This is a genomic window from Sulfitobacter sp. AS92, assembly GCF_038900015.1.
Lineage (GTDB): Bacteria > Pseudomonadota > Alphaproteobacteria > Rhodobacterales > Rhodobacteraceae > Sulfitobacter.
In genome coordinates this window covers 20,477-38,745 of sequence record NZ_JBBMQL010000004.1, presented here as the reverse complement: position 1 = coordinate 38,745, position 18,269 = coordinate 20,477, and the positions used below count along the sequence as shown (strand labels likewise).

16 protein-coding genes are annotated in these 18,269 nt (G+C 62.4%); 8 read left to right on the top strand and 8 right to left on the bottom strand.

What is annotated here, in order from left to right; all coding sequences use genetic code 11:
• Positions 1–41 precede the first annotated feature (41 nt).
• Together WNY61_RS09105 and WNY61_RS09100 are read left to right on the top strand one after the other, a co-directional pair.
• Positions 42–785: a rhomboid family intramembrane serine protease gene (locus tag WNY61_RS09105; protein ID WP_342851144.1), complete on the top strand. Its 744-nt coding sequence runs from the start codon at positions 42–44 to the stop codon at positions 783–785.
• Positions 782–1,168: a GFA family protein gene (locus WNY61_RS09100; RefSeq protein ID WP_342851143.1), complete on the top strand. Its 387-nt coding sequence runs from the start codon at positions 782–784 to the stop codon at positions 1,166–1,168. Before WNY61_RS09105 ends, WNY61_RS09100 begins: the two co-directional genes overlap by 4 nt.
• Here WNY61_RS09100 and WNY61_RS09095 read toward each other — a convergent pair.
• The 3 genes from WNY61_RS09095 to WNY61_RS09085 all read right to left on the bottom strand — a co-directional run bounded on the left by WNY61_RS09095 (position 1,165) and on the right by WNY61_RS09085 (position 5,764).
• Positions 1,165–2,217 carry a DUF2235 domain-containing protein gene (locus WNY61_RS09095; protein WP_342851424.1) on the bottom strand — a complete coding sequence of 351 codons (1,053 nt, stop codon included), beginning with the start codon at positions 2,215–2,217 and terminating at the stop codon, positions 1,165–1,167. The genes WNY61_RS09100 and WNY61_RS09095 overlap by 4 nt on opposite strands.
• 16 nt (positions 2,218–2,233) lie before the next feature.
• Positions 2,234–4,531 carry a xanthine dehydrogenase family protein molybdopterin-binding subunit gene (locus tag WNY61_RS09090; protein WP_342851142.1) on the bottom strand — a complete coding sequence of 766 codons (2,298 nt, stop codon included), beginning with the start codon at positions 4,529–4,531 and terminating at the stop codon, positions 2,234–2,236.
• Positions 4,532–4,603: 72 nt separating this feature from the next.
• Complete coding sequence (locus WNY61_RS09085) at positions 4,604–5,764, bottom strand: type III PLP-dependent enzyme (protein WP_342851141.1); 1,161 nt, start codon at positions 5,762–5,764, stop codon at positions 4,604–4,606.
• 100 nt (positions 5,765–5,864) lie between these two features.
• Here WNY61_RS09085 and WNY61_RS09080 point away from each other — a divergent pair, with 100 nt between their 5' ends.
• Both WNY61_RS09080 and WNY61_RS09075 read left to right on the top strand, forming a co-directional pair.
• Positions 5,865–6,305, top strand: coding sequence for an Lrp/AsnC family transcriptional regulator (locus WNY61_RS09080; RefSeq protein WP_342851140.1), 441 nt, complete (start codon positions 5,865–5,867; stop codon positions 6,303–6,305).
• 92 nt (positions 6,306–6,397) lie between these two features.
• Positions 6,398–9,331, top strand: coding sequence for a valine--tRNA ligase (locus WNY61_RS09075; RefSeq protein ID WP_342851139.1), 2,934 nt, complete (start codon positions 6,398–6,400; stop codon positions 9,329–9,331).
• A 246-nt stretch (positions 9,332–9,577) separates the two neighbouring features.
• Here the strand turns inward: WNY61_RS09075 and WNY61_RS09070 are convergent, their stop codons facing one another.
• Positions 9,578–10,369: a crotonase/enoyl-CoA hydratase family protein gene (locus tag WNY61_RS09070; RefSeq protein ID WP_342851138.1), complete on the bottom strand. Its 792-nt coding sequence runs from the start codon at positions 10,367–10,369 to the stop codon at positions 9,578–9,580.
• 119 nt (positions 10,370–10,488) lie between these two features.
• On the opposite strand from WNY61_RS09070, the gene WNY61_RS09065 reads away from it, so the two are divergent.
• The gene (locus tag WNY61_RS09065) at positions 10,489–11,592 is read left to right on the top strand and encodes a pyridoxal phosphate-dependent aminotransferase (RefSeq protein ID WP_342851137.1); all 1,104 of its coding nucleotides are present in this window, start codon (positions 10,489–10,491) and stop codon (positions 11,590–11,592) included.
• Here the strand turns inward: WNY61_RS09065 and WNY61_RS09060 are convergent.
• Positions 11,589–12,797 carry an aminotransferase class V-fold PLP-dependent enzyme gene (locus WNY61_RS09060; RefSeq protein WP_342851136.1) on the bottom strand — a complete coding sequence of 403 codons (1,209 nt, stop codon included), beginning with the start codon at positions 12,795–12,797 and terminating at the stop codon, positions 11,589–11,591. The genes WNY61_RS09065 and WNY61_RS09060 overlap by 4 nt on opposite strands.
• Positions 12,798–13,030: 233 nt before the next feature.
• On the opposite strand from WNY61_RS09060, the gene WNY61_RS09055 reads away from it, so the two are divergent.
• Complete coding sequence (locus WNY61_RS09055) at positions 13,031–14,887, top strand: ABC transporter ATP-binding protein (RefSeq protein ID WP_342851135.1); 1,857 nt, start codon at positions 13,031–13,033, stop codon at positions 14,885–14,887.
• Between the two features lie 38 nt (positions 14,888–14,925).
• Here WNY61_RS09055 and WNY61_RS09050 read toward each other — a convergent pair whose 3' ends face one another.
• Complete coding sequence (locus WNY61_RS09050; protein ID WP_342851134.1) at positions 14,926–15,609, bottom strand: TIGR04283 family arsenosugar biosynthesis glycosyltransferase; 684 nt, start codon at positions 15,607–15,609, stop codon at positions 14,926–14,928.
• Positions 15,610–15,673: 64 nt separating this feature from the next.
• On the opposite strand from WNY61_RS09050, the gene WNY61_RS09045 reads away from it, so the two are divergent.
• Positions 15,674–16,420: a folate-binding protein gene (locus WNY61_RS09045; protein ID WP_342851133.1), complete on the top strand. Its 747-nt coding sequence runs from the start codon at positions 15,674–15,676 to the stop codon at positions 16,418–16,420.
• A 67-nt stretch (positions 16,421–16,487) separates the two neighbouring features.
• Here the strand turns inward: WNY61_RS09045 and efp are convergent, their stop codons facing one another.
• Positions 16,488–17,051, bottom strand: coding sequence for an elongation factor P (gene efp / locus WNY61_RS09040; RefSeq protein ID WP_342851132.1), 564 nt, complete (start codon positions 17,049–17,051; stop codon positions 16,488–16,490).
• Between the two features lie 222 nt (positions 17,052–17,273).
• Between efp and WNY61_RS09035 the strand changes: the two genes are divergently transcribed.
• Complete coding sequence (locus tag WNY61_RS09035) at positions 17,274–17,594, top strand: DUF6280 family protein (RefSeq protein ID WP_007120494.1); 321 nt, start codon at positions 17,274–17,276, stop codon at positions 17,592–17,594.
• Positions 17,595–17,667: 73 nt separating this feature from the next.
• Here the strand turns inward: WNY61_RS09035 and WNY61_RS09030 are convergent, their stop codons facing one another.
• Entirely contained in the window at positions 17,668–18,246 is a 579-nt protein-coding gene (locus WNY61_RS09030; protein ID WP_342851131.1) for a cobalamin biosynthesis protein CobQ, read from the bottom strand.
• Between the last annotated feature and the right edge of the window lie 23 nt (positions 18,247–18,269).

Below are 18,269 nucleotides of genomic sequence, written 5' to 3'. Positions count from 1 at the left end.
GCCGCTTGACGCGGTGCAAGACTTGGCAAAGGCTGGCCCGAATGTTCCCGATCCGCGACCACAACCCCTCGGGCCGAACGCCCTATGTCACCTATGCGCTGATGGCGGTGAACATCGGGGTATTCCTGTCCTATCTGTCGCTGATGTCGGATGAGCGCGCTTTGGGTGAGTTTTACTATAACTATGCCCTGCTGCCCGCGCGGCTGAGCCATGGGGAGGGGTATTTCGGCCTCATCACCTCGCAATTCTTGCATGGTGGCTGGATGCATCTGGCCGGTAACATGTTGTTTCTGTGGATCTTCGGCGACAATGTCGAAGATGAAATGGGCCATGGGCGCTATCTGCTTTTCTACCTTGCTTGTGGCATTGCGGCGGGGCTTGGCCAAGTTGTGACAGAGCCACTCTCGTGGGTGCCCATGGTCGGGGCCTCGGGCGCGATTGCGGGGGTGATGGGGGGCTATCTTCTGCTTTTCCCACGGGCGAAAGTCGACATTCTGGTCATCTTCATTGTCTTTTTCCGCATCTTCGCGATCCCTGCGTGGATCATGCTGGGGCTGTGGTTCGGTATGCAATTCATCGGCGGCATCGGGGCCACACCCGGCACCGGCGGCGTGGCCTACTGGGCGCATTCGGGCGGGTTCATTGCCGGGCTGGTGCTGGCCCTGCCGCTTTGGCTACGCCGCGGCGGTTTCGCCTTTTGGCGACAGACCGACGGCCACCCGCCCCATGCCGCGGCAAAATATGACCTGCGCGAAAGTCGCATTCCCAAGGTAGGACGCAAATGACTGAAACCTCCGAAACCCGCCGCGCCTCTTGCCACTGCGGGGCCGTGGTGATCGAAGCGCTGTTCCCACGCGGTTTGGCCTCGGCTTCGCGGTGCACCTGTTCGTTTTGTCGGCGTCGTGCGGCAGCCACTGTGACAGCCGTGGCTGAGAGCGTGACCGTACTGAAAGGCGCCGAAAACCTAACGCTCTACACTTGGGGCACCCATACGGCGCAGCATTATTTCTGTAAGACCTGCGGCATCTACACCCACCACCGCCGCCGTTCGAACCCCGATGAATGCGGCATAAACCTCGGCGCAATCGAAGGGGTTTTCCCCTGGGAGATGGAGCCGCTGCCCTATAGCGATGGGGTCAATCACCCATCGGACCGCAAGGGCAACTAAAGGCTAGAGATCACCCCCTGCATCCGCGCCAGGAGCCCCGGCTGCGACTCTGCCAGTTCCCGGCGCTGATCCACGCTTTCGTGCAGCCGCTCTGACGGGTCGGCCCCCACCACCCGGCGGCGGCGGGTCACCAGCATTTTTCCGTAGCCACGCCATTGCCCGATGGAGGGCGCGGTGGGGTCTTGCTCAAACCGCGCAGCCCAGCCTTCCGGCAGCGGCAGACCGCTATCCTCCATCCGCGACAGCAGCCAGACCAGTGGGATATTGGCCAAAGGTCGCGCCGCCTCATGACCGCCCAACTGACCGCCGATATCGCCGTGGGTGCCGGGGAACCAGACCTGCTCCAGCCGTCCGGCGTAGCCTTCGGGCGTGGTCCACATCACCGGTGCATAGGAGATGCGGGATTCGTTCAGCGCCAGCGCCTGAAACCCGTTCTTCACGATGCCGCTCAGATCATGGTTGTGGAACATATGCAGCGGTTGCGAGAGCCGCCACAAGAGCGGTGCATTGACGCCAAGCGATTTCACCGTGTCCCAGACGCCAATCGCCTCAATCTCGACCTGCGGGTGGCAATTGGCCTTGGCAAATAGCGCCCCGGCTTTGCTCAGGGATTGTGCCTCGTAATGGCGGTAGACATCGCGGATGTTCCGCTCTGTCGCGACCTCGGCACGCAGAAGGCCCACCCGGTCGATCACCCCGGCGAGCGAGCGTACGGCATAGCCGCCACGCGAATAGCCCATCAGGAAAATCCGGTCTCCGGGCCGATAGCGCGAGGCGAGATAGCCATAGGCGCGGCGGATCTGTCGGTTGATCCCGCGCCCCATGATCACATCGCGCGCGCTGCGCCAATCACGCCACTGCAGGCCCGGCTCATAATAGATCGACAGGGCGCTGCCCATCTCGCGGCAAAGCCCATAGGCTAGCCCCGCATTGGTCTCGCTCCCGGCGTCGAGCGAGGACATGGTACCATCAAGGATGATGACATGGGTCACCGCCCCCCGGCGCGGGCCGAAGTCAGTCGCAGGCCGCCGCCAGAGCCGCCCGAACAACCGTTGAAACAGGGTTTTACTCGGCTGCGATTGCGGCACCTTGGAGCATCTCCCAAACTCGATGCGGGGTGAAGGGCATATCCGCCTGCCGCACACCGCGTTCCCAAGTTGCGTCTTGCACTGCGTTCGACACCGCCGCCAGCGCGCCCACGGTCCCGGCTTCGCCGCAGCCCTTCATGCCCATGGCATTGGCGGTCGAGGGGACAGGCTCAGACGTGAAAGAGATCATCGGCAGATCAGCGGCGCGCGGCATGGCGTAATCCATGAAGGTGGCAGTCAAAAGCTGTCCGTCTTCGTCATAGACCACCCGTTCCTGCACCGCTTGGCCGATGCCTTGAGCGACCCCGCCATGTACCTGCCCTTCGGCGAGCATCGGGTTAATCAGATTGCCGAAATCATCGACCACCGTATAGCGGTCGAGCGTGACCACGCCCGTCTCGGGATCAATCACCACCTCGGCCACATGCGCCCCGTTGGGATAGCTGCGCCCCGGCAGGCTTGCGCGTTCATCATGGGTTAGCAAATCTTTCCGGCCCTTGGCACGGGCCAACTCGGCCACTTCCAGCATGGTGGGCGTGACGTTCGACCCTTCGGCGCGGAAGCGTTCGTCGTCGAAGGAGATATCGCCCGCGTCCACGCCCAACTCATCGGCCAAGAACGCTGTAAACACTTCTGTAATTTTCGCCACGGTCGCCAAGGTCGCCGTGTTCTGCGTGGTAACCGAACGAGAGCCGCCCGTGCCGCCGCCCTTTTTAATCAAGTCACTATCGCCCTGCACAACGCGGATTTGCTCAGCCGGAATCCCAGTCTGATCCGACAGGAACTGCGCATAGACCGTTTCATGCCCCTGTCCGTTGCTCTGAGTGCCGACATAGATTGCCACGCTGCCATCCTCCTCAAAGACCACTTTGGCCCCTTCGGAAGGATCGCCTAGAATGCTTTCGATATAGTAACACAAGCCCTGCCCCCGCAGCAGTCCGCGTTCGGCGTCCGCAGTACGGCGGGCGGTGAACCCCGCGCGGTCGGCCTCTTCGCCCGCGCGGGTCAGCAAGCGCGCGAAATCGCCCACATCGTAAAGCTCTCCCGTGGCGGTGGTATAGGGAAACTGATCCGGCTTGATGAAATTGATCCGCCTCAGTTCCCACGGATCGACGCCCAGCTCTCGGGCCGCGCGGTCAATCAACCGTTCTAGAACATAGATCGCCTCGGGTCGCCCCGCACCGCGATAGGCATCGACCTGCACCGTGTTGGTGTAATAGCCCTCCACATGCAGATAGGTGGCTTGCACGTCATAAACGCCCATCAAGACCTTGGAGAACAGTTGCGACTGAATCGGCTGGCCGAACTGGCTGTTATAGGCCCCGAGGTTGCAGCGCGTGTCGACACGATAAGCGGTGATCTTGTGGTTTTCGTCAAAGGCGAATTCGGCCAATGACACCAGATCGCGCCCGCCGTTGTCGGTCAGCATCGCTTCCGTCCGTTCCGACATCCAGCGCACCGGACGACCCAGCGCCCGCGCAGCCTGTGCGATGCAGAAGTACTCAGGGTAGGTCATCGCTTTCATGCCGAAGCCGCCGCCGACATCGGGGTTGGTCACGCGCACGTTGTCTTCGCCGAGGCCAAAGGCTTTGACAAAGAAGTTCTTATGCGCCCAAACCCCCTGCCCGCCCAGCGCGACATGCAACCGGCCATCGGCCCATTCCGCATAGCAGCCGCGTGGCTCCATCGAATTGACGATGATGCGGTTATCGCCGACCTCCAGCTTGACGCGCCGCGCAGCCTTGGCAAATGCCGCCTCAACCTTGGCTTCATCCCCCATGCCCCAGTCAAACGCCCGGTTGTCGGGGGCCTCGGCGTGCAATGTCTCGCCACCGGGGGCGATGTCCATCTTGGCAGGCAGGTCATCAGCGTCGAATAGGATCAACTCGGCAGCGTCGCGCGCCTGTTGCAGGGTTTCGGCCACAATCAACGCCACCGGTTCGCCAACATAGCGCACCCGGTCTTTCGCGAGGATTGGCCGCAAAGGTGCGGCCCCTTTGCTGCCGTCGCGGTTATCAACAACCGTATGGGGCAAAGCGATGTTCATTCCCGCCGCTTCTAGATCGGCGCAGGTCAGCACCAGATGCACGCCCTCCGCTTCGCGGGCATCGCTCACGTCCAATTCGGTGATCACCCCATGGGCCACGGGCGCGCGGAAAAAGGCGCCCTGCAGTGCGTCCCGGGGTGCAATGTCATCCACATAGCGGCCATCGCCGGTCAGAAAACGGTGGTCCTCCACCCGTTTGACCGGCTGGCTTTTCCCGAACTTCTCCATCTGACGCTGCCCCTGCTGCCCTTAGTGCTTCAGGCCAACAGTAGCGGGCAGCGCGTCAGTGTCCAGAGGGGCTCAGGCCGCCTTGCGCTTGGCCTCATCCCCGAGCCTCGAGACCAGCTCAACCCGGCCCAGCCCGTAGCCGTTAAAGGCCGTGGACATGGCAATTGAATAGGCCCCCATGCCGCCGAACAACAGGTAATCGCCGGTCTGCGCATCCTCAGGGAGCGGTAGGCCGTCGGGCAAACGGTCGAGCGAATCGCAGGTCGGGCCAAAGACAACGCGCGGCGTCGTCGCCCCTTGCCGGAACGCACCATCTGGACCCACCACATTGACAAGCCCCGACAAGCCCATATCCCGCAGATCGGGCAGACCGCCATAGATACCGTCGTTGAGGAAGACCGTCCGCCCCTCATTGCGCATCCCCTTGATGCGTGTCGCCAATACGGCCGCATCAGCCACCATCGCCCGGCCCGGCTCACACAGCACCGCAGGCGCATTCGCACCAAAGCTTTCAGCCAGCGCCGCTTTCACTGCAGCAAAAACCGCCCGGTGATCCGGCGCATCAAAGCCGCGGTCTACGGCGAAACCACCACCGATGTTCATCCGGTTGATCGAGACATCCGCCATGCGCAGGATGTCCGCCGCCGCATGGACATATTGCACCCACGCCTGTGGGTCATTGCACTGCGTGCCGGGGTGGAAACATAGCGAAGGGGTGAAACCCAACGCCACCACCGCACGCAGCAAGGCTGCCGCCTGCGCCGGTGCCGCGCCGAATTTCGACCCGAAGTCATAGGCCGCACCCTTGACCGGCAGAGCAAAGCGCACCGCCACCTCATTGTCGCGCGGCACGTCGTGGAGCTTGGCAAGTTCTGACATATCGTCGATTGACCAACTATAGACGCCCGCCGCGATCCCGGCTTTGACCTCTGCGGTTGAGCGGACGGGGTTATTATAGTGCAGCACCGCTTTCGGACAGACCGCGCGGACTGCCGCCATCTCGGCCGGGGAAGCCACATCGAAACTGGTGATGCCCGCCGCCACGAGGTTCGACAGCACCTCGGGTCGGTCATTGGCTTTGACCGCATAGGTCACCAACCCGTCGAAATCCGCCTGAAAGCGCCGCGCCGTGGCTTGCAACACCGAAGGGGCAAGGAACAGCACCGGCGCGTCGGGGCTGTGTTTCGCCAGATAGGCGGCGGGCGTGGCTGAAAGGGGGGCGGTATGCTGCATGATGGCCTCTTGTTTGCTTTTCCCCAGTGAACCGCGAATTTTGGTCGATTCATCGTGTCAAACCGCCTATACTGACGGAAACTTTCGGCAGAGTGACGACATGGCGCAGCAATTTGACGACACCGACCGCTCTTTGATCGCGGCACTTCAATCTAACGCCCGCCTGCCCGTCGCTGATTTGGCCCGCAGTCTGGGTCTTGCCCGCACAACGGTTCAGGCCCGGCTTGAGCGGCTAGAGCGCAGCGGTGCCATCGTCGGCTACACCCTGCGCTTGGGCGAAGCCGCCCGCGCCCCGCTGCACGCCACGGCTCTGGTCAACATCGAACTGCGCGCCGGCCCTGCCGTGCTGGCCCGGCTGCGCAGCCTGCCCGGCGTGCAGGTCGTCCATACCACATCGGGCCGCTTTGACTTGCTGGTGCAGATCGCCGCGCAAACCACGCAGGAACTGGACGAAACCCTCGACCGGATCGGCGAGACACGCGGCGTGAAGGGCAGCGAAAGCCTCATTCACCTCAGCACCAAGATCGACAGGCGCGGCTGACCCTACCCCGCGTCGCCCACAGCCCTCTGTCAGGGGTCTTTCCCTCACCGCGCCAGACCGCTAAACGGGGCGCAACAAAAGGGATCATGACCATGGCACTCGAAAAGACCTTCAACGCCGCCGAGGCGGAAAGCCGCATCTACGCCGATTGGGAGACCAAGGGCGCGTTCAAAGCGGGCGCAAATGCGCAACGTGACGAGCACTTCTCGGTGATGATCCCGCCGCCGAATGTCACCGGCTCGCTGCACATGGGCCATGCCTTCAACAACACGCTGCAAGATATCCTCGTGCGCTGGCACCGCATGCAGGGCTTCGACACGCTCTGGCAACCGGGCCAAGACCACGCGGGCATCGCCACGCAGATGGTCGTCGAGCGCGAGTTGGCCGCCTCCGGACAGCCCGGCCGCCGCGAACTGGGCCGCGAGGCGTTCACCGCCAAGGTCTGGGAGCAAAAGCAGAAATCCGGCGGCACGATCATCGACCAGCTGCGCCGTCTGGGCGCCTCCTGCGACTGGTCCCGCAACGCTTTCACTATGTCCGGCGCCCCCGGTGCGCCCGAGGGCGAGGAAGGCAATTTCCACGATGCCGTCATCAAGGTCTTCGTGGATATGTACAACAAGGGGCTGATCTACCGCGGCAAGCGGCTGGTCAACTGGGACCCGCATTTCGAGACCGCGATCTCTGACCTCGAGGTCGAGAGCACCGAGGTCGACGGTCACATGTGGCACTTCAAGTACCCGCTGGCGGGCGGCGAGACCTACACTTACGTAGAGCGCGACGAGGACGGCAAAGTGCTGTTCGAAGAAACCCGCGACTATATCTCCATCGCCACGACCCGGCCTGAAACCATGCTGGGCGACGGCGCGGTTGCAGTTCATCCATCGGATGAGCGTTACGCCTCAATCGTCGGAAAACTTTGCGAAATTCCCGTCGGCCCGAAAGAGCAGCGCCGTCTTATCCCGATCATCACCGACGAATACCCAGACAAGAACTTCGGCTCCGGTGCGGTGAAAATCACCGGCGCGCATGACTTCAACGACTACGGCGTCGCCAAGCGCAACAACATCCCGCTCTACGCGCTGATGGACACCCAAGGTCGGATGCGTGCCGATGGCCTGCCCTACGATCAGGCAGCCGCCCGCGCGCAGGCCATCGCCGAGGGTTCCGAAGCAGCGCCCGAGGACGCGACCGAGATCAACCTCGTGCCGGACGCCTATCGCGGTCTCGACCGTTTCGAGGCCCGCAAGCGTGTGGTCGAGGACGTGACCGCGGAAGGCCTCGCCGTTATGACCGAGGCGACCGATCCCCGCCTTGGCCGCGCCGCGCTGAAAGCCCCCGTTGAGCCCGGCGAAGGCGGCGAGATGCGCACCGAAGAAGAGAACCTCGTGCCGCTGGTCGAAGCCAAGAAAATCATGCAGCCCTTCGGCGACCGCTCCAAAGTGGTGATCGAACCGATGTTGACGGACCAATGGTTTGTCGCCACCGATAAGATCGTGCAGCCCGCCATTGATGCTGTGCGTTCGGGCGAAGTTACGATCCTCCCAGAGCAGGACCGCAAGGTGTATTTCCACTGGCTGGAGAACATCGAGCCTTGGTGCATCTCGCGCCAGTTGTGGTGGGGGCATCAGATCCCGGTGTGGTTCGACGATGAGGGCAACGAATACTGCGCACCGACCGAGGCCGAAGCGCAAGCGATGGCCCCCGGCAAGACCCTGCGCCGCGACCCCGATGTGCTCGACACCTGGTTCTCCTCCGGCCTTTGGCCCATCGGCACGCTGGGCTGGCCCGAGCAGACATCGGAGCTTGAGAAATACTTCCCGACCTCCGTGCTGGTCACCGGTTTCGACATCATCTTTTTCTGGGTCGCCCGGATGATGATGATGCAATATGCCGTGGTCGATCAAAAGCCCTTTGACACCGTCTATGTCCACGCGCTGGTGCGTGACGAGAAGGGCAAGAAGATGTCGAAAAGCTTGGGCAATGTGCTCGACCCGCTGGAGTTGATCGACGATTTTGGCGCAGATGCGGTGCGCTATACGCTCACGTCGATGGCGGCGATGGGGCGCGACCTGAAACTCAGCACGCAACGCATCGCGGGCTATCGCAATTTCGGCACCAAGCTGTGGAACGCGCACCGCTTTGCGGAGATGAACAACGTCTTCGACAGCATGCCCGCCGCGATGCCGCAACCGCAGGCCACGCTGAACAAATGGATCGTGGGCGAGACCGCCCGCATCCGTGAAGAGGTCGACGCGGCGCTTGGCAATTTCCGTTTCAACGACGCGGCCAATGCGCTTTATGCCTTTGTCTGGGGCAAGGTCTGCGACTGGTATGTGGAACTCTCCAAACCGCTGTTGCAAGACGATGCGCCCGAGGCCGACGAGACCCGCGCCACGATGGCATGGGTGCTGGAGCAATGTCTGGTGCTGCTGCACCCGATCATGCCCTTCATCACCGAAGAACTGTGGCAGACCACCACCAAGCGCGAGCAGCTCTTGGCCCTGACTGATTGGCCCACCTATACCACCGCTGATCTGTTGGATTCAGAAGCGGACCGGGAGTTGAACTGGGTGATCGGCCTGATTGAGAGCATCCGTTCGGCGCGTCAGCAGATGCATGTGCCCGCCGGGCTCAAGGTGCCGATGCTGGTGACAGAGATGGACGAGGCTGCACAAGGCGCATGGGACCGCAACGAGGTGATGATCAAGCGCCTTGCGCGGGTCGAGAGCCTTGAGCGTGCCGAGAGCTTTCCAAAAGGCACCGTGTCCATCGCCGCACCGGGGGCCAGCTTCGGCCTGCCACTGGCCGGGTTGATCGACATCGACGCCGAGAAGGCACGTCTGCAAAAGTCGCTCGATAAGCTGGGCAAAGAGATCGGCGGGCTGAAGGGGCGTTTGAACAACCCTAAATTCGCGGCGTCTGCACCGGAAGAGGTTGTCGCAGAGGCGCAGGCCAATCTGGACGCGCGTCAGGAAGAGGCGGATCAGTTGCAGGCGGCACTGGACCGGTTGGCCGAACTGGGCTGAGGTTTTGGGCGTGGTGGTTTAGCCGCCACGCCAAAAACGTCACGCGAGCCGGGCAGCGCCAGACCGCGGGATGGCGCTCGCCACTTCTCAGTGGGGCAGTTTATCCCTGCCGCTCATATGACAGCTTTCAGGACATCGCTGCGATTGCAAAAGCGCCAGCCCGTCCGGGCGGTCTGGCGCTGCCCGGCGGCCTTACGGCCTTGTTTCCGGGCTGTGGTGCGCGATGCTAACGCCGCGCTTGCCAGCCTACTTAAACACCGCAGGCCGCTTGCCAAACTCCGCCGCGATCACCTCCATCTGCTCTGGCTTGCCCAACAATGCCGCCTGCTCGCGCGACTCGGCGTCCAGTACATCTACGTCCGATGCTCCGGATTCCGCGTATCCAATCAACCGTTTCGCCGCCCGCACGGCATTCGGCCCCTTGCCTGCAATCACCTGCGCCAGTTCCAACGCTGCCGCCTGTGGATCGTCAGCAAGTTCCGTCACCAGCCCCCAGCGTTCCGCCTGCGCCGCATCCACGGGTGCCGCTGTATAGGTCAACCGCCGCAGCACGTCAGAGCGCACCAAACGCGGCAGCAACACCATGCCGCCCATATCCGGCACGATGCCCCATTTCATCTCCATCACCGCGAGCTTGGTATCCGGCGCGGCAATGCGAATATCCGCGCCCAGCGCCAATTGCATTCCGGCCCCATAGACCACGCCATGCAGCGCCGCGATCACCGGGATCTCCAGCCGGTGCCACACCATCGACACCTCCTGCCATTTGTTCGTCGTCCCCTCCCCGTGGGTGCGCGGCATGATCAGCGCCTCGACGTCCTGCCCCAGCATCCCCGAGAGCCCGCCAATATCAATGCCCGCGCAGAACCCTTTGCCCTCGCCCGACAGCACCACCACCCGCGCATCCGAGGCGGCAACCTCCTGCCCCGCTGCTATGATCGCCTGAATCATCTCATCATCCACAGCGTTCATCTTGTCGGCCCGGGTGAGGGTCACATGGGCGATGTGGTCTTCGATCCTTACGGTGACGCGGGGCATGGCAATTCTCCTAAATGTTTGGCGCAGTTCACCGCAGATCGCAGCGCCGCGCCAGCAAAACGTCGCGGCAGGTGCCGGACCTCTTGCCTCGCCAATCTGCCGCCCCTACACCTTGCGTCATGACACATGTACGCCTCACCCCCCTCGCCCAAAGCCTGCCTGCCAATGTGCCCTTCGTCGGCCCCGAAGCGCAGGAGCGCAGCCTTGGCCGCCCCTTCAAAGCGCGGCTCGGTGCCAATGAAAACGTCTTTGGCCCCTCGCCTCGTGCCATCGCGGCCATGGCCGAAACCGAGATGTGGAAATACGGCGATTCCGAAAGTGTGGACCTACGCGCAGAACTGGCCGAGTTGCATGGCGTGGTGCCCGAAAACATCATCGTCGGCGAAGGCATCGACGGGCTTTTGGGCTATCTCGTGCGCCTATTGGTGGGCGAAGGCGATGCGGTGGTGACCTCCGAGGGAGCCTATCCAACTTTCAACTACCATGTCGCGGGCTTTGGCGGGGTGCTGCACAAAGTGCCCTACCGCGACGACCACGAAGACCCGGCGGCGCTCTTTGCCAAGGCGGCGGAGGTGGATGCCAAGCTGGTCTATCTGGCCAACCCCGACAACCCGATGGGCACATGGCACGAAGGGGCGGCCCTGAAACGCGCGCTGGACGATCTGCCGCAAGGCAGCCTGCTGTTGTTGGATGAAGCTTATATCGAATGCGCACCCGAAGGCACGACGCCCGAACTTTCCGCCGATGATCCCCGCGTGATCCGCATGCGGACTTTTTCCAAAGCATACGGCCTCGCTGGGGCGCGGATTGGCTATGCGATTGCAGCGCCCGAGTTGATCACAGCCTTTCACAAGGTGCGCAACCACTTTGGCCTCAACCGCGCGGCGCAAGCAGGTGCCTTGGCGGCGGTGCAGGATCAGAGCTACCTTAATGAAGTTCAAACCAAGATCGCCGAGGCCCGCGACCGCATTGCGCAAATCGCCAAAGAGAACGGTCTAAGCACCCTCCCCTCTGCCGCCAATTTCGTCGCAATCGACTGTGGCCGCGATGGCACCTTCGCCAAAGCGGTGCTCGACGCGCTAGTGGCGCGTGGCATTTTCGTGCGTATGCCCTTCGCCGCGCCGCAGAACCGCTGCATCCGCATCAGTTGCAGCACGGCGCAGGAGCTGGATCACTTTGCCGCCGCCCTGCCCGAGGCTCTGACAGACGCGCGCGGAGCCTAAGCCCCGCCGATCACCTCTGCCGCCGCCTGAAGCGCGCCCGGCCCGTGGTCGATCTTCAGCGCCGAAAGCCCGGCTTCGATCCCGCCGAGCAGGCCCATGATCATATGGCCGTTCACATGGCCCATATGGCCAAGGCGGAAGAAGCCGTGCCACGCAGGCTCCCCCGGCAGGGCCATGCCAAGCCCGACACCCAGCGTCAGCCCCAGATTGCCTTGAACCCAATCGCGCAGTTCAGTCGCATGGGGCGCTTGCACCCGCAGCGCGGTGACGGCATGGCTGCGCAGGGTGCGGTCTTCGATGTTGAACCGCAGGCTCCCTTCGGCCGACCATGCCTCACCAGCCGCCCAAACCGCGCGGGCCAAGGTCGCGTGGCGCTGCCAGACCTGCTCGATCCCCTCTTCGTGGATGATATCGAGTGCGGCGCGCAGGCCATAAAGGTGATGCGTCGGGGCGGTGCCGCCGTGGTATTGGTAGAACTCCTCTGCATGGGCGCGCGGCGACCAATCCCAATAGCGGCTCACCCGCGGCAGTCGTGCGCGGGCTTCCTCGGCCCGATCGTTGAAGAAAACAAACGCCATGCCCGGCGGCACCATCAGCCCTTTTTGCGACGCCGTTACCATAACGTCGACGCCCCAAGCGTCCATCTCAAAGGTCTCACACCCCAGCGAGGCGATACAATCCGCCATCAAGAGCGCGGGGTGGTCCTCTTCATCCAACAGACGCCGCAGGCCTGGGACATCATTGCGCACCGAGCTTGAGGTATCCACATGCACGGCCATCACTGCCTTGATCTGGTGCCCAGTATCACCGCGCAGCCGCTCGGCCACCCGTTCCAGATCAATCGGCGCGTTGCGGCCAAAGTCGATGATCTCAACCTCGGCGCCCAGCCCCGTCGCCATCTCGGCCCAGCCGTGGCCGAAACGCCCGGTGGCCAAGACCAGCACGCTGTCGCCCGGTGCGATCACATTGCTCAGCGCCGCTTCCCACGCGCCGTGGCCGTTGCTGATATACATCGCCACGTGACGATCTGTGCGCGCCACGCGTTTCAGATCGGCAGCCAGCGCGGGCATCATCTCGACCAACTCACCCTCATAGATATTGGGGGCCGCGCGGTGCATCGCGCTCAGCACCGCCTCTGGCATAACCGAGGGGCCGGGAATGGCGAGATACGAGCGACCTTGGGCGAGTTTATTATGCGTTGTCATGGTATTAGCTGCCGTTATAAAAATGCGTGACCAGGCTGCGGTCGGGCGCAGCTTACTGCCCGCGGGGCCGGGGTCAACACGCGATCGGACGCAAGGTTAGCCGCGCTGCAAATAGCCCCTAACCTCGCGCAAACCGCAGCAGGCGGGCCACGGCACTGGCCCTGCGACTGCTTGCCCTGCCTGCGCGGCTTTCGTACACCGGAGGTGACCGCCCCAAAGGACCAGGCACCGGAATGAATGATGAAAGCTACACCTCCGCGCAACTGATGCGTTGGCTCTGGCGGGACTATCTAAAGAAACACACCGGGCTGATGTCCATCGCGGTGATCTTTATGATCATCGAGGGCTCGACCTTGGGCGTGCTGGCCAAGCTGATGGAGCCGATGTTTGACCGCGTCTTCGTTGGCGGCGATCAAGGTGCGCTGATCTGGGTGGGGCTGGTGCTGGTTGCGATCTTTGCGTTGAGAGCCTTGGCGACGGTGGTGCAGAAAGTGCTGCTGACCCGTGTGGCACAGCGTACGGCGGCGGATTTGCGCATTGATCTGCTGGATCGAATGATGCGGCAAGACGGGGCCTTTCACCAAAACCATCCGCCCGGTTTTCTTGTGCAGCGGGTACAATCTGACGTGAATGCCGTGAGCGACGTCTGGCGCGCTGTTATCACCGGCGCAGGGCGCGATCTGGTGGGGCTGGTCATCCTGATGGGTGTCGCCATTGCAATTGATCCAATTTGGGCGCTGCTGGCGATGATCGGCGTGCCGCTGATGGTGCTGCCTGCGGCAATTGCTCAGCGTTTCGTGCGCGCCCGCTCACGCGAGGCGCGCGATTTGGGCGCGAGCCTGTCCACCCGTCTCGACGAAGTATTTCACGGCATCGTGCAGATCAAACTGAACGCGCTTGAGGCCTATCAGGCCCGCCAGTACCGCGAATTGACGCGCACCTTCATCCGCACCGAAGTTCGTGCCGCTTTCGGCAACTCCGCGATCCCGGCGATGATCGACATCATGTCAGGTATCGGCTTCATGGCCGTGATCGTCTACGGCGGCTCTGAAATCATCGCAGGCAACAAGACCATCGGTGAATTCATGACCTTTTTCACCGCGCTCGGCTTTATGTTCTCTCCCTTGCGCCGTTTGGGCTCAATCAGCGGCTTGTGGCAGATGGCGGCTGCCGCGTTGGAGCGGATCAAGGAACTGCTCGATGCGCCCTTGCACCTGCGCAGCCCGGCCAAGCCAGTGGCCGCGCCTGATGGTCCGCCCGACATCGCACTGCGTGATGTGTCGCTTTCGTATGGCGAGTCTAAGGTGTTGAACGAGCTGAACCTCACGGCCAAAGCGGGTGAGACAACCGCGCTTGTCGGTGCGTCGGGCGCGGGGAAATCGACGATCTTTAACCTGCTGACCCGGCTGGTCGATCCGCAAAACGGCACCGTGCAAATCGGCGGGGTCGACACCACCGCCATGGCAATCCCCGACCTGCGCGGCCTGTTCTCTGTCGTGACCCAAGAGGCGTTACTGTTTGACGAAACCCTGCGTGAGAACATTGTGCTGGGCCGCAATGACGTGACCGATGAGGCGCTCGACCGGGTGCTGAAAGCCGCCCATGTGGCCGACTTCCTGCCGCAGCTTGAACTGGGGCTTGAGACCCGCGTCGGCCCGCGTGGCTCTGCCCTGTCGGGTGGACAGCGTCAGCGGGTGGTGATCGCCCGCGCCCTGTTGCGTGACACGCCCATCCTGCTGCTGGATGAGGCCACCAGCGCGCTGGATGCGCAATCGGAACAGGTTGTCCAAGATGCGCTTGACCTGCTGGCCAAGGGGCGCACCACCATCGTCATTGCGCATAGGCTATCGACCATCCGCAGCGCCGATAAGATTGTGGTGATGGACCGGGGCCGCGCGACAGATGAAGGCACCCATGACGAATTGATGGAGCGCGGCGGCATCTATGCTGACCTTTACCGTCTGCAATTCCGCGACGGGAAGACGGTTTCCGATGCCCGTGGTCTGGGGGCTTTGACAGCAAAGCAACGCCGCGAGAGGCTGCGCCAGCCCAACCTGATACAGCGTATTGGGGCTATGTTCTTTAACTAGAAACAGGGGCGTGGGGAAATCCCGCGCCCCATTTGCGATCAAGGGCGCCGATAGCTCTGTGCGAGGTCATCAGGGCTAGCCCCCAATGCGTAACGTCCAAGCGTCAAAAGGTTACGCCCGCCACGGCGCAGCCACCCCTGGCGGCGGTATTTCTCGGCGCTGGTTATGGCGAGCCCACTCAGCCGCTTCAACCTACCTCGCAGAGCGCGGGCCAAGGCAACATCTTCCATCAGCGGCTGGTCGGGATAGCCGCCTACTTCATCGTAAAGCGCACGGGGCAGCAGCAACCCCTGATCGCCATAGGGCAAGCCAAAGCCGCTGCGCAGGTTCGCCCAGCCCGCAACCAAGCGCGGCGCCATCCCACGCTGATCGAACCGCAGGCGGAACCACCCCGCAGCCCCGCCCCCACCCGCCATGTGGTCCTGCACCGCATCGGTCCAACCCGGCGCCAGCACCGTATCGGCATGCAGCACCAAAAGCCAATCGCCCCGTGCAACTTCACACCCGCGCCGCAGCTGCCCGCCCCGCGAGGGCGCGCCAGAGAGCACCTCAGCCCCCCAGCCTTCGGCCAGCGTGGCTGTGCCGTCTTCTGACCCACCATCGCTGACGATCACCTCGCGGATCAATCCGGCCTGCAGACCTTCGACGAGGGCGGCAAGGCAGGCGGGCAGCGCGGTGGCTGCATTCAGGCTGGGAATGACGATAGAGATCGGCGCGCGCATGGTTGCCCCTTTTGGATGGGTTTGTCAGGTTATATGTCATGGCGAGCAATCAAAGGACAACCGCATGACCATGCGCCGCATTCTGCGCCTCACCGGCCCCGACACCCGCGATTTCCTGCAAGGCATCGTGACCAATGACATCGCCAAACTGGACCAAGGCCCGGTCTATGCCGCCCTACTCACGCCGCAAGGCAAATATATGGCCGACTTCTTTCTGATCGCTGAGGGCGACGGGGTTCTGCTCGATGTCGATGGAAGCCTTGGAGATATGCTCACCCAACGGCTGTCAATGTACAAGCTGCGCGCCAAGGTGACGATTGAGCCTACGCAGTTACACCTACACCGCGGCACCGGCCCCGCGCCCGAAGATGCGGTGGCCGACCCGCGCCATCCGGAAATGGGCTGGCGGGCGTATCGCGACACGCCGCAGACCGACGACACGACCGATTGGAACGCCCTGCGCGTGGCGCATCTGATCCCTGAGACTGGGGTGGAACTGACCCCGGATACGTTTATCCTCGAAGCCGGGCTTGACCGGATCAACGGGCTCGACTTCCGCAAGGGCTGCTATGTTGGCCAAGAGGTCACGGCGCGGATGAAGCACAAGACTGAGTTGCGCAAAGGCCTCACGCGCGTTGATGTCAAAGGCAGCGCTGCCCCCGGCACGGCGATCACGGCGGAGGGCAAGCCCGCTGGCACGCTTTACACCCAAGCGGGCGGTCAAGCTCTGGCGCATCTGCGCTTTGACCGCGCCAAAGGCCCGATGCAGGCCGAGGACGCGCAGGTCACATGGCCCGGCCCGGCTGTTTGAGGCGCTAAACAAAGAAAAAGCCCCGGCAAAACCGGGGCTATTCTATTTGACCAACGATGACGTCGCGTCAGGCGCGTTCGACATATTCCATGGTTTCGGTGTTCACAACGATGTCTTCGTCTTGATCAACGAAGGGGGGCACGGTGATTTTAACGCCGTTGTCCAGCACCGCCGGTTTAAATGATTTCGCCGCCGTCTGGCCCTTCACGACCGGCTCGGTCTCTGCAATCTTACATACTACTTTCTGCGGCAAGCGGGCGTTCAGCGCCTCTGCATCGTGGTATTCGACCACGATCATCATGCCGTCTTGCAAGAAGGGACGTGTGTCACCCAAAAGCTCGGCATCAAGCTGTACCTGCTCATAGGTCTCGGTGTCCATGACAACCAGCATGCCACTGTCTTCAAACAGGAATTGCTGATCTTTTTGCTCCAGACGCACGCGCTCGACCTTGTCGGCAGAGCGAAAGCGTTCGTTCAATTTGGAGCCGTTGCGCAGGTTGCGCATCTCGACTTGGGCAAAGGCGCCGCCCTTGCCGGGCTTCACGTGATCGACCTTCACAGCCGCCCAGAGGCCACCGTTATGTTCAAGGACGTTTCCGGGGCGGATCTCGTTTCCGTTAATCTTGGGCATGTGACAAAACCACGACATAAGGTTGATGATAAGATGTCCGGCTCTATATCGGGAGGGATGGTCCCCTGCAAGCGGGCGATATCCGGGCGTCGCTGCGACAACTAGATATGCGCAAGTTGCATGGGAGGTATGCTAAATAGAGGTATCCGAATCAAAGGATATCCGTCATAAGGACCTCCACGCCCGAATGACAAGAGCAAGAATAATCGAAAGGACGACGAGATGAAAGATTTCGTTGATGGCACCGCTTTCAACAACGAGCAAGGCAACCGCGCACGCAAGCTCTTTGCTGCTGTGGTGCTTGCTGCTTTGGATGACGCAATTGCCGACGACAAGAAATATGGCAACGGCCCAGAACAGATCGCCCGCTGGGCCCGCTCGCGCGATGGCCGCGAAGTGCTGAGCTGCGCCGGTATTGACCCCAATGAGCGGGTTGTCGAAGGCCTGATGGAATTCGTCGGTAAAGGTGTGCGGACATCCGTCGCCCTATCGCGCGAAGAATCCGAGCGCCGCAATGCCGCGCTTCAGGCCGAAGCCGCCTAAGAATATCCGCTAAGCGGAGCAATTGACGCAGCCTTCGGGCTGCGTTTTTTTGTGTCTGCTGTCAGGGCGCCGGTCAATCTGCCCCGAAAAAGAAGATCCAGTTGCGCAAGGCTAAACCTTCGGCCAGCAACAGCGCCAATGTCACGCAGGATAGCACCCAGCCCGGCCTACGCCACCAAAGCGTAATAGCGGCGAGCGTGCCCACCAGTGCCTCAACGGGTGCGACCCACCCCGCGCCGTGACGCACATCCCAATAGCTGATTGGGCTTTCAAAAATCCAACCCGTTAGTGGCCAGAAATGCGCACGCCCGTCATCGTGATGCAGCGGCAGGTCGAACATCAGATGCAGCAGCGCCGCGCCGGTAAGCGCCACGGCCCAGCCCGCTTGCCGCCAGACCGCCAGCGCCAATAGTGCACCCCAGACGATGAAAGAGTTATCGATGGAAAAAACCGTCTGCCAGAGGTCAGAATAGTAAAGCTCCCCAAAAACGACACTGCCCGGCAGCCCTTGGACATAGAGCGCAAAACCCGCCATCAGATAGAGCGACAAGTCCGGCAGCAGCGCCCCGGCAAGTGCCGCCCAGATCAACGGCTTGGCCCCTTCCCGCCCCATCACGGCAGCGCCCAAAAGCAAATGTGCAGGCGTGTTCATGGTGGCTCTTTCCCCTTGGATCA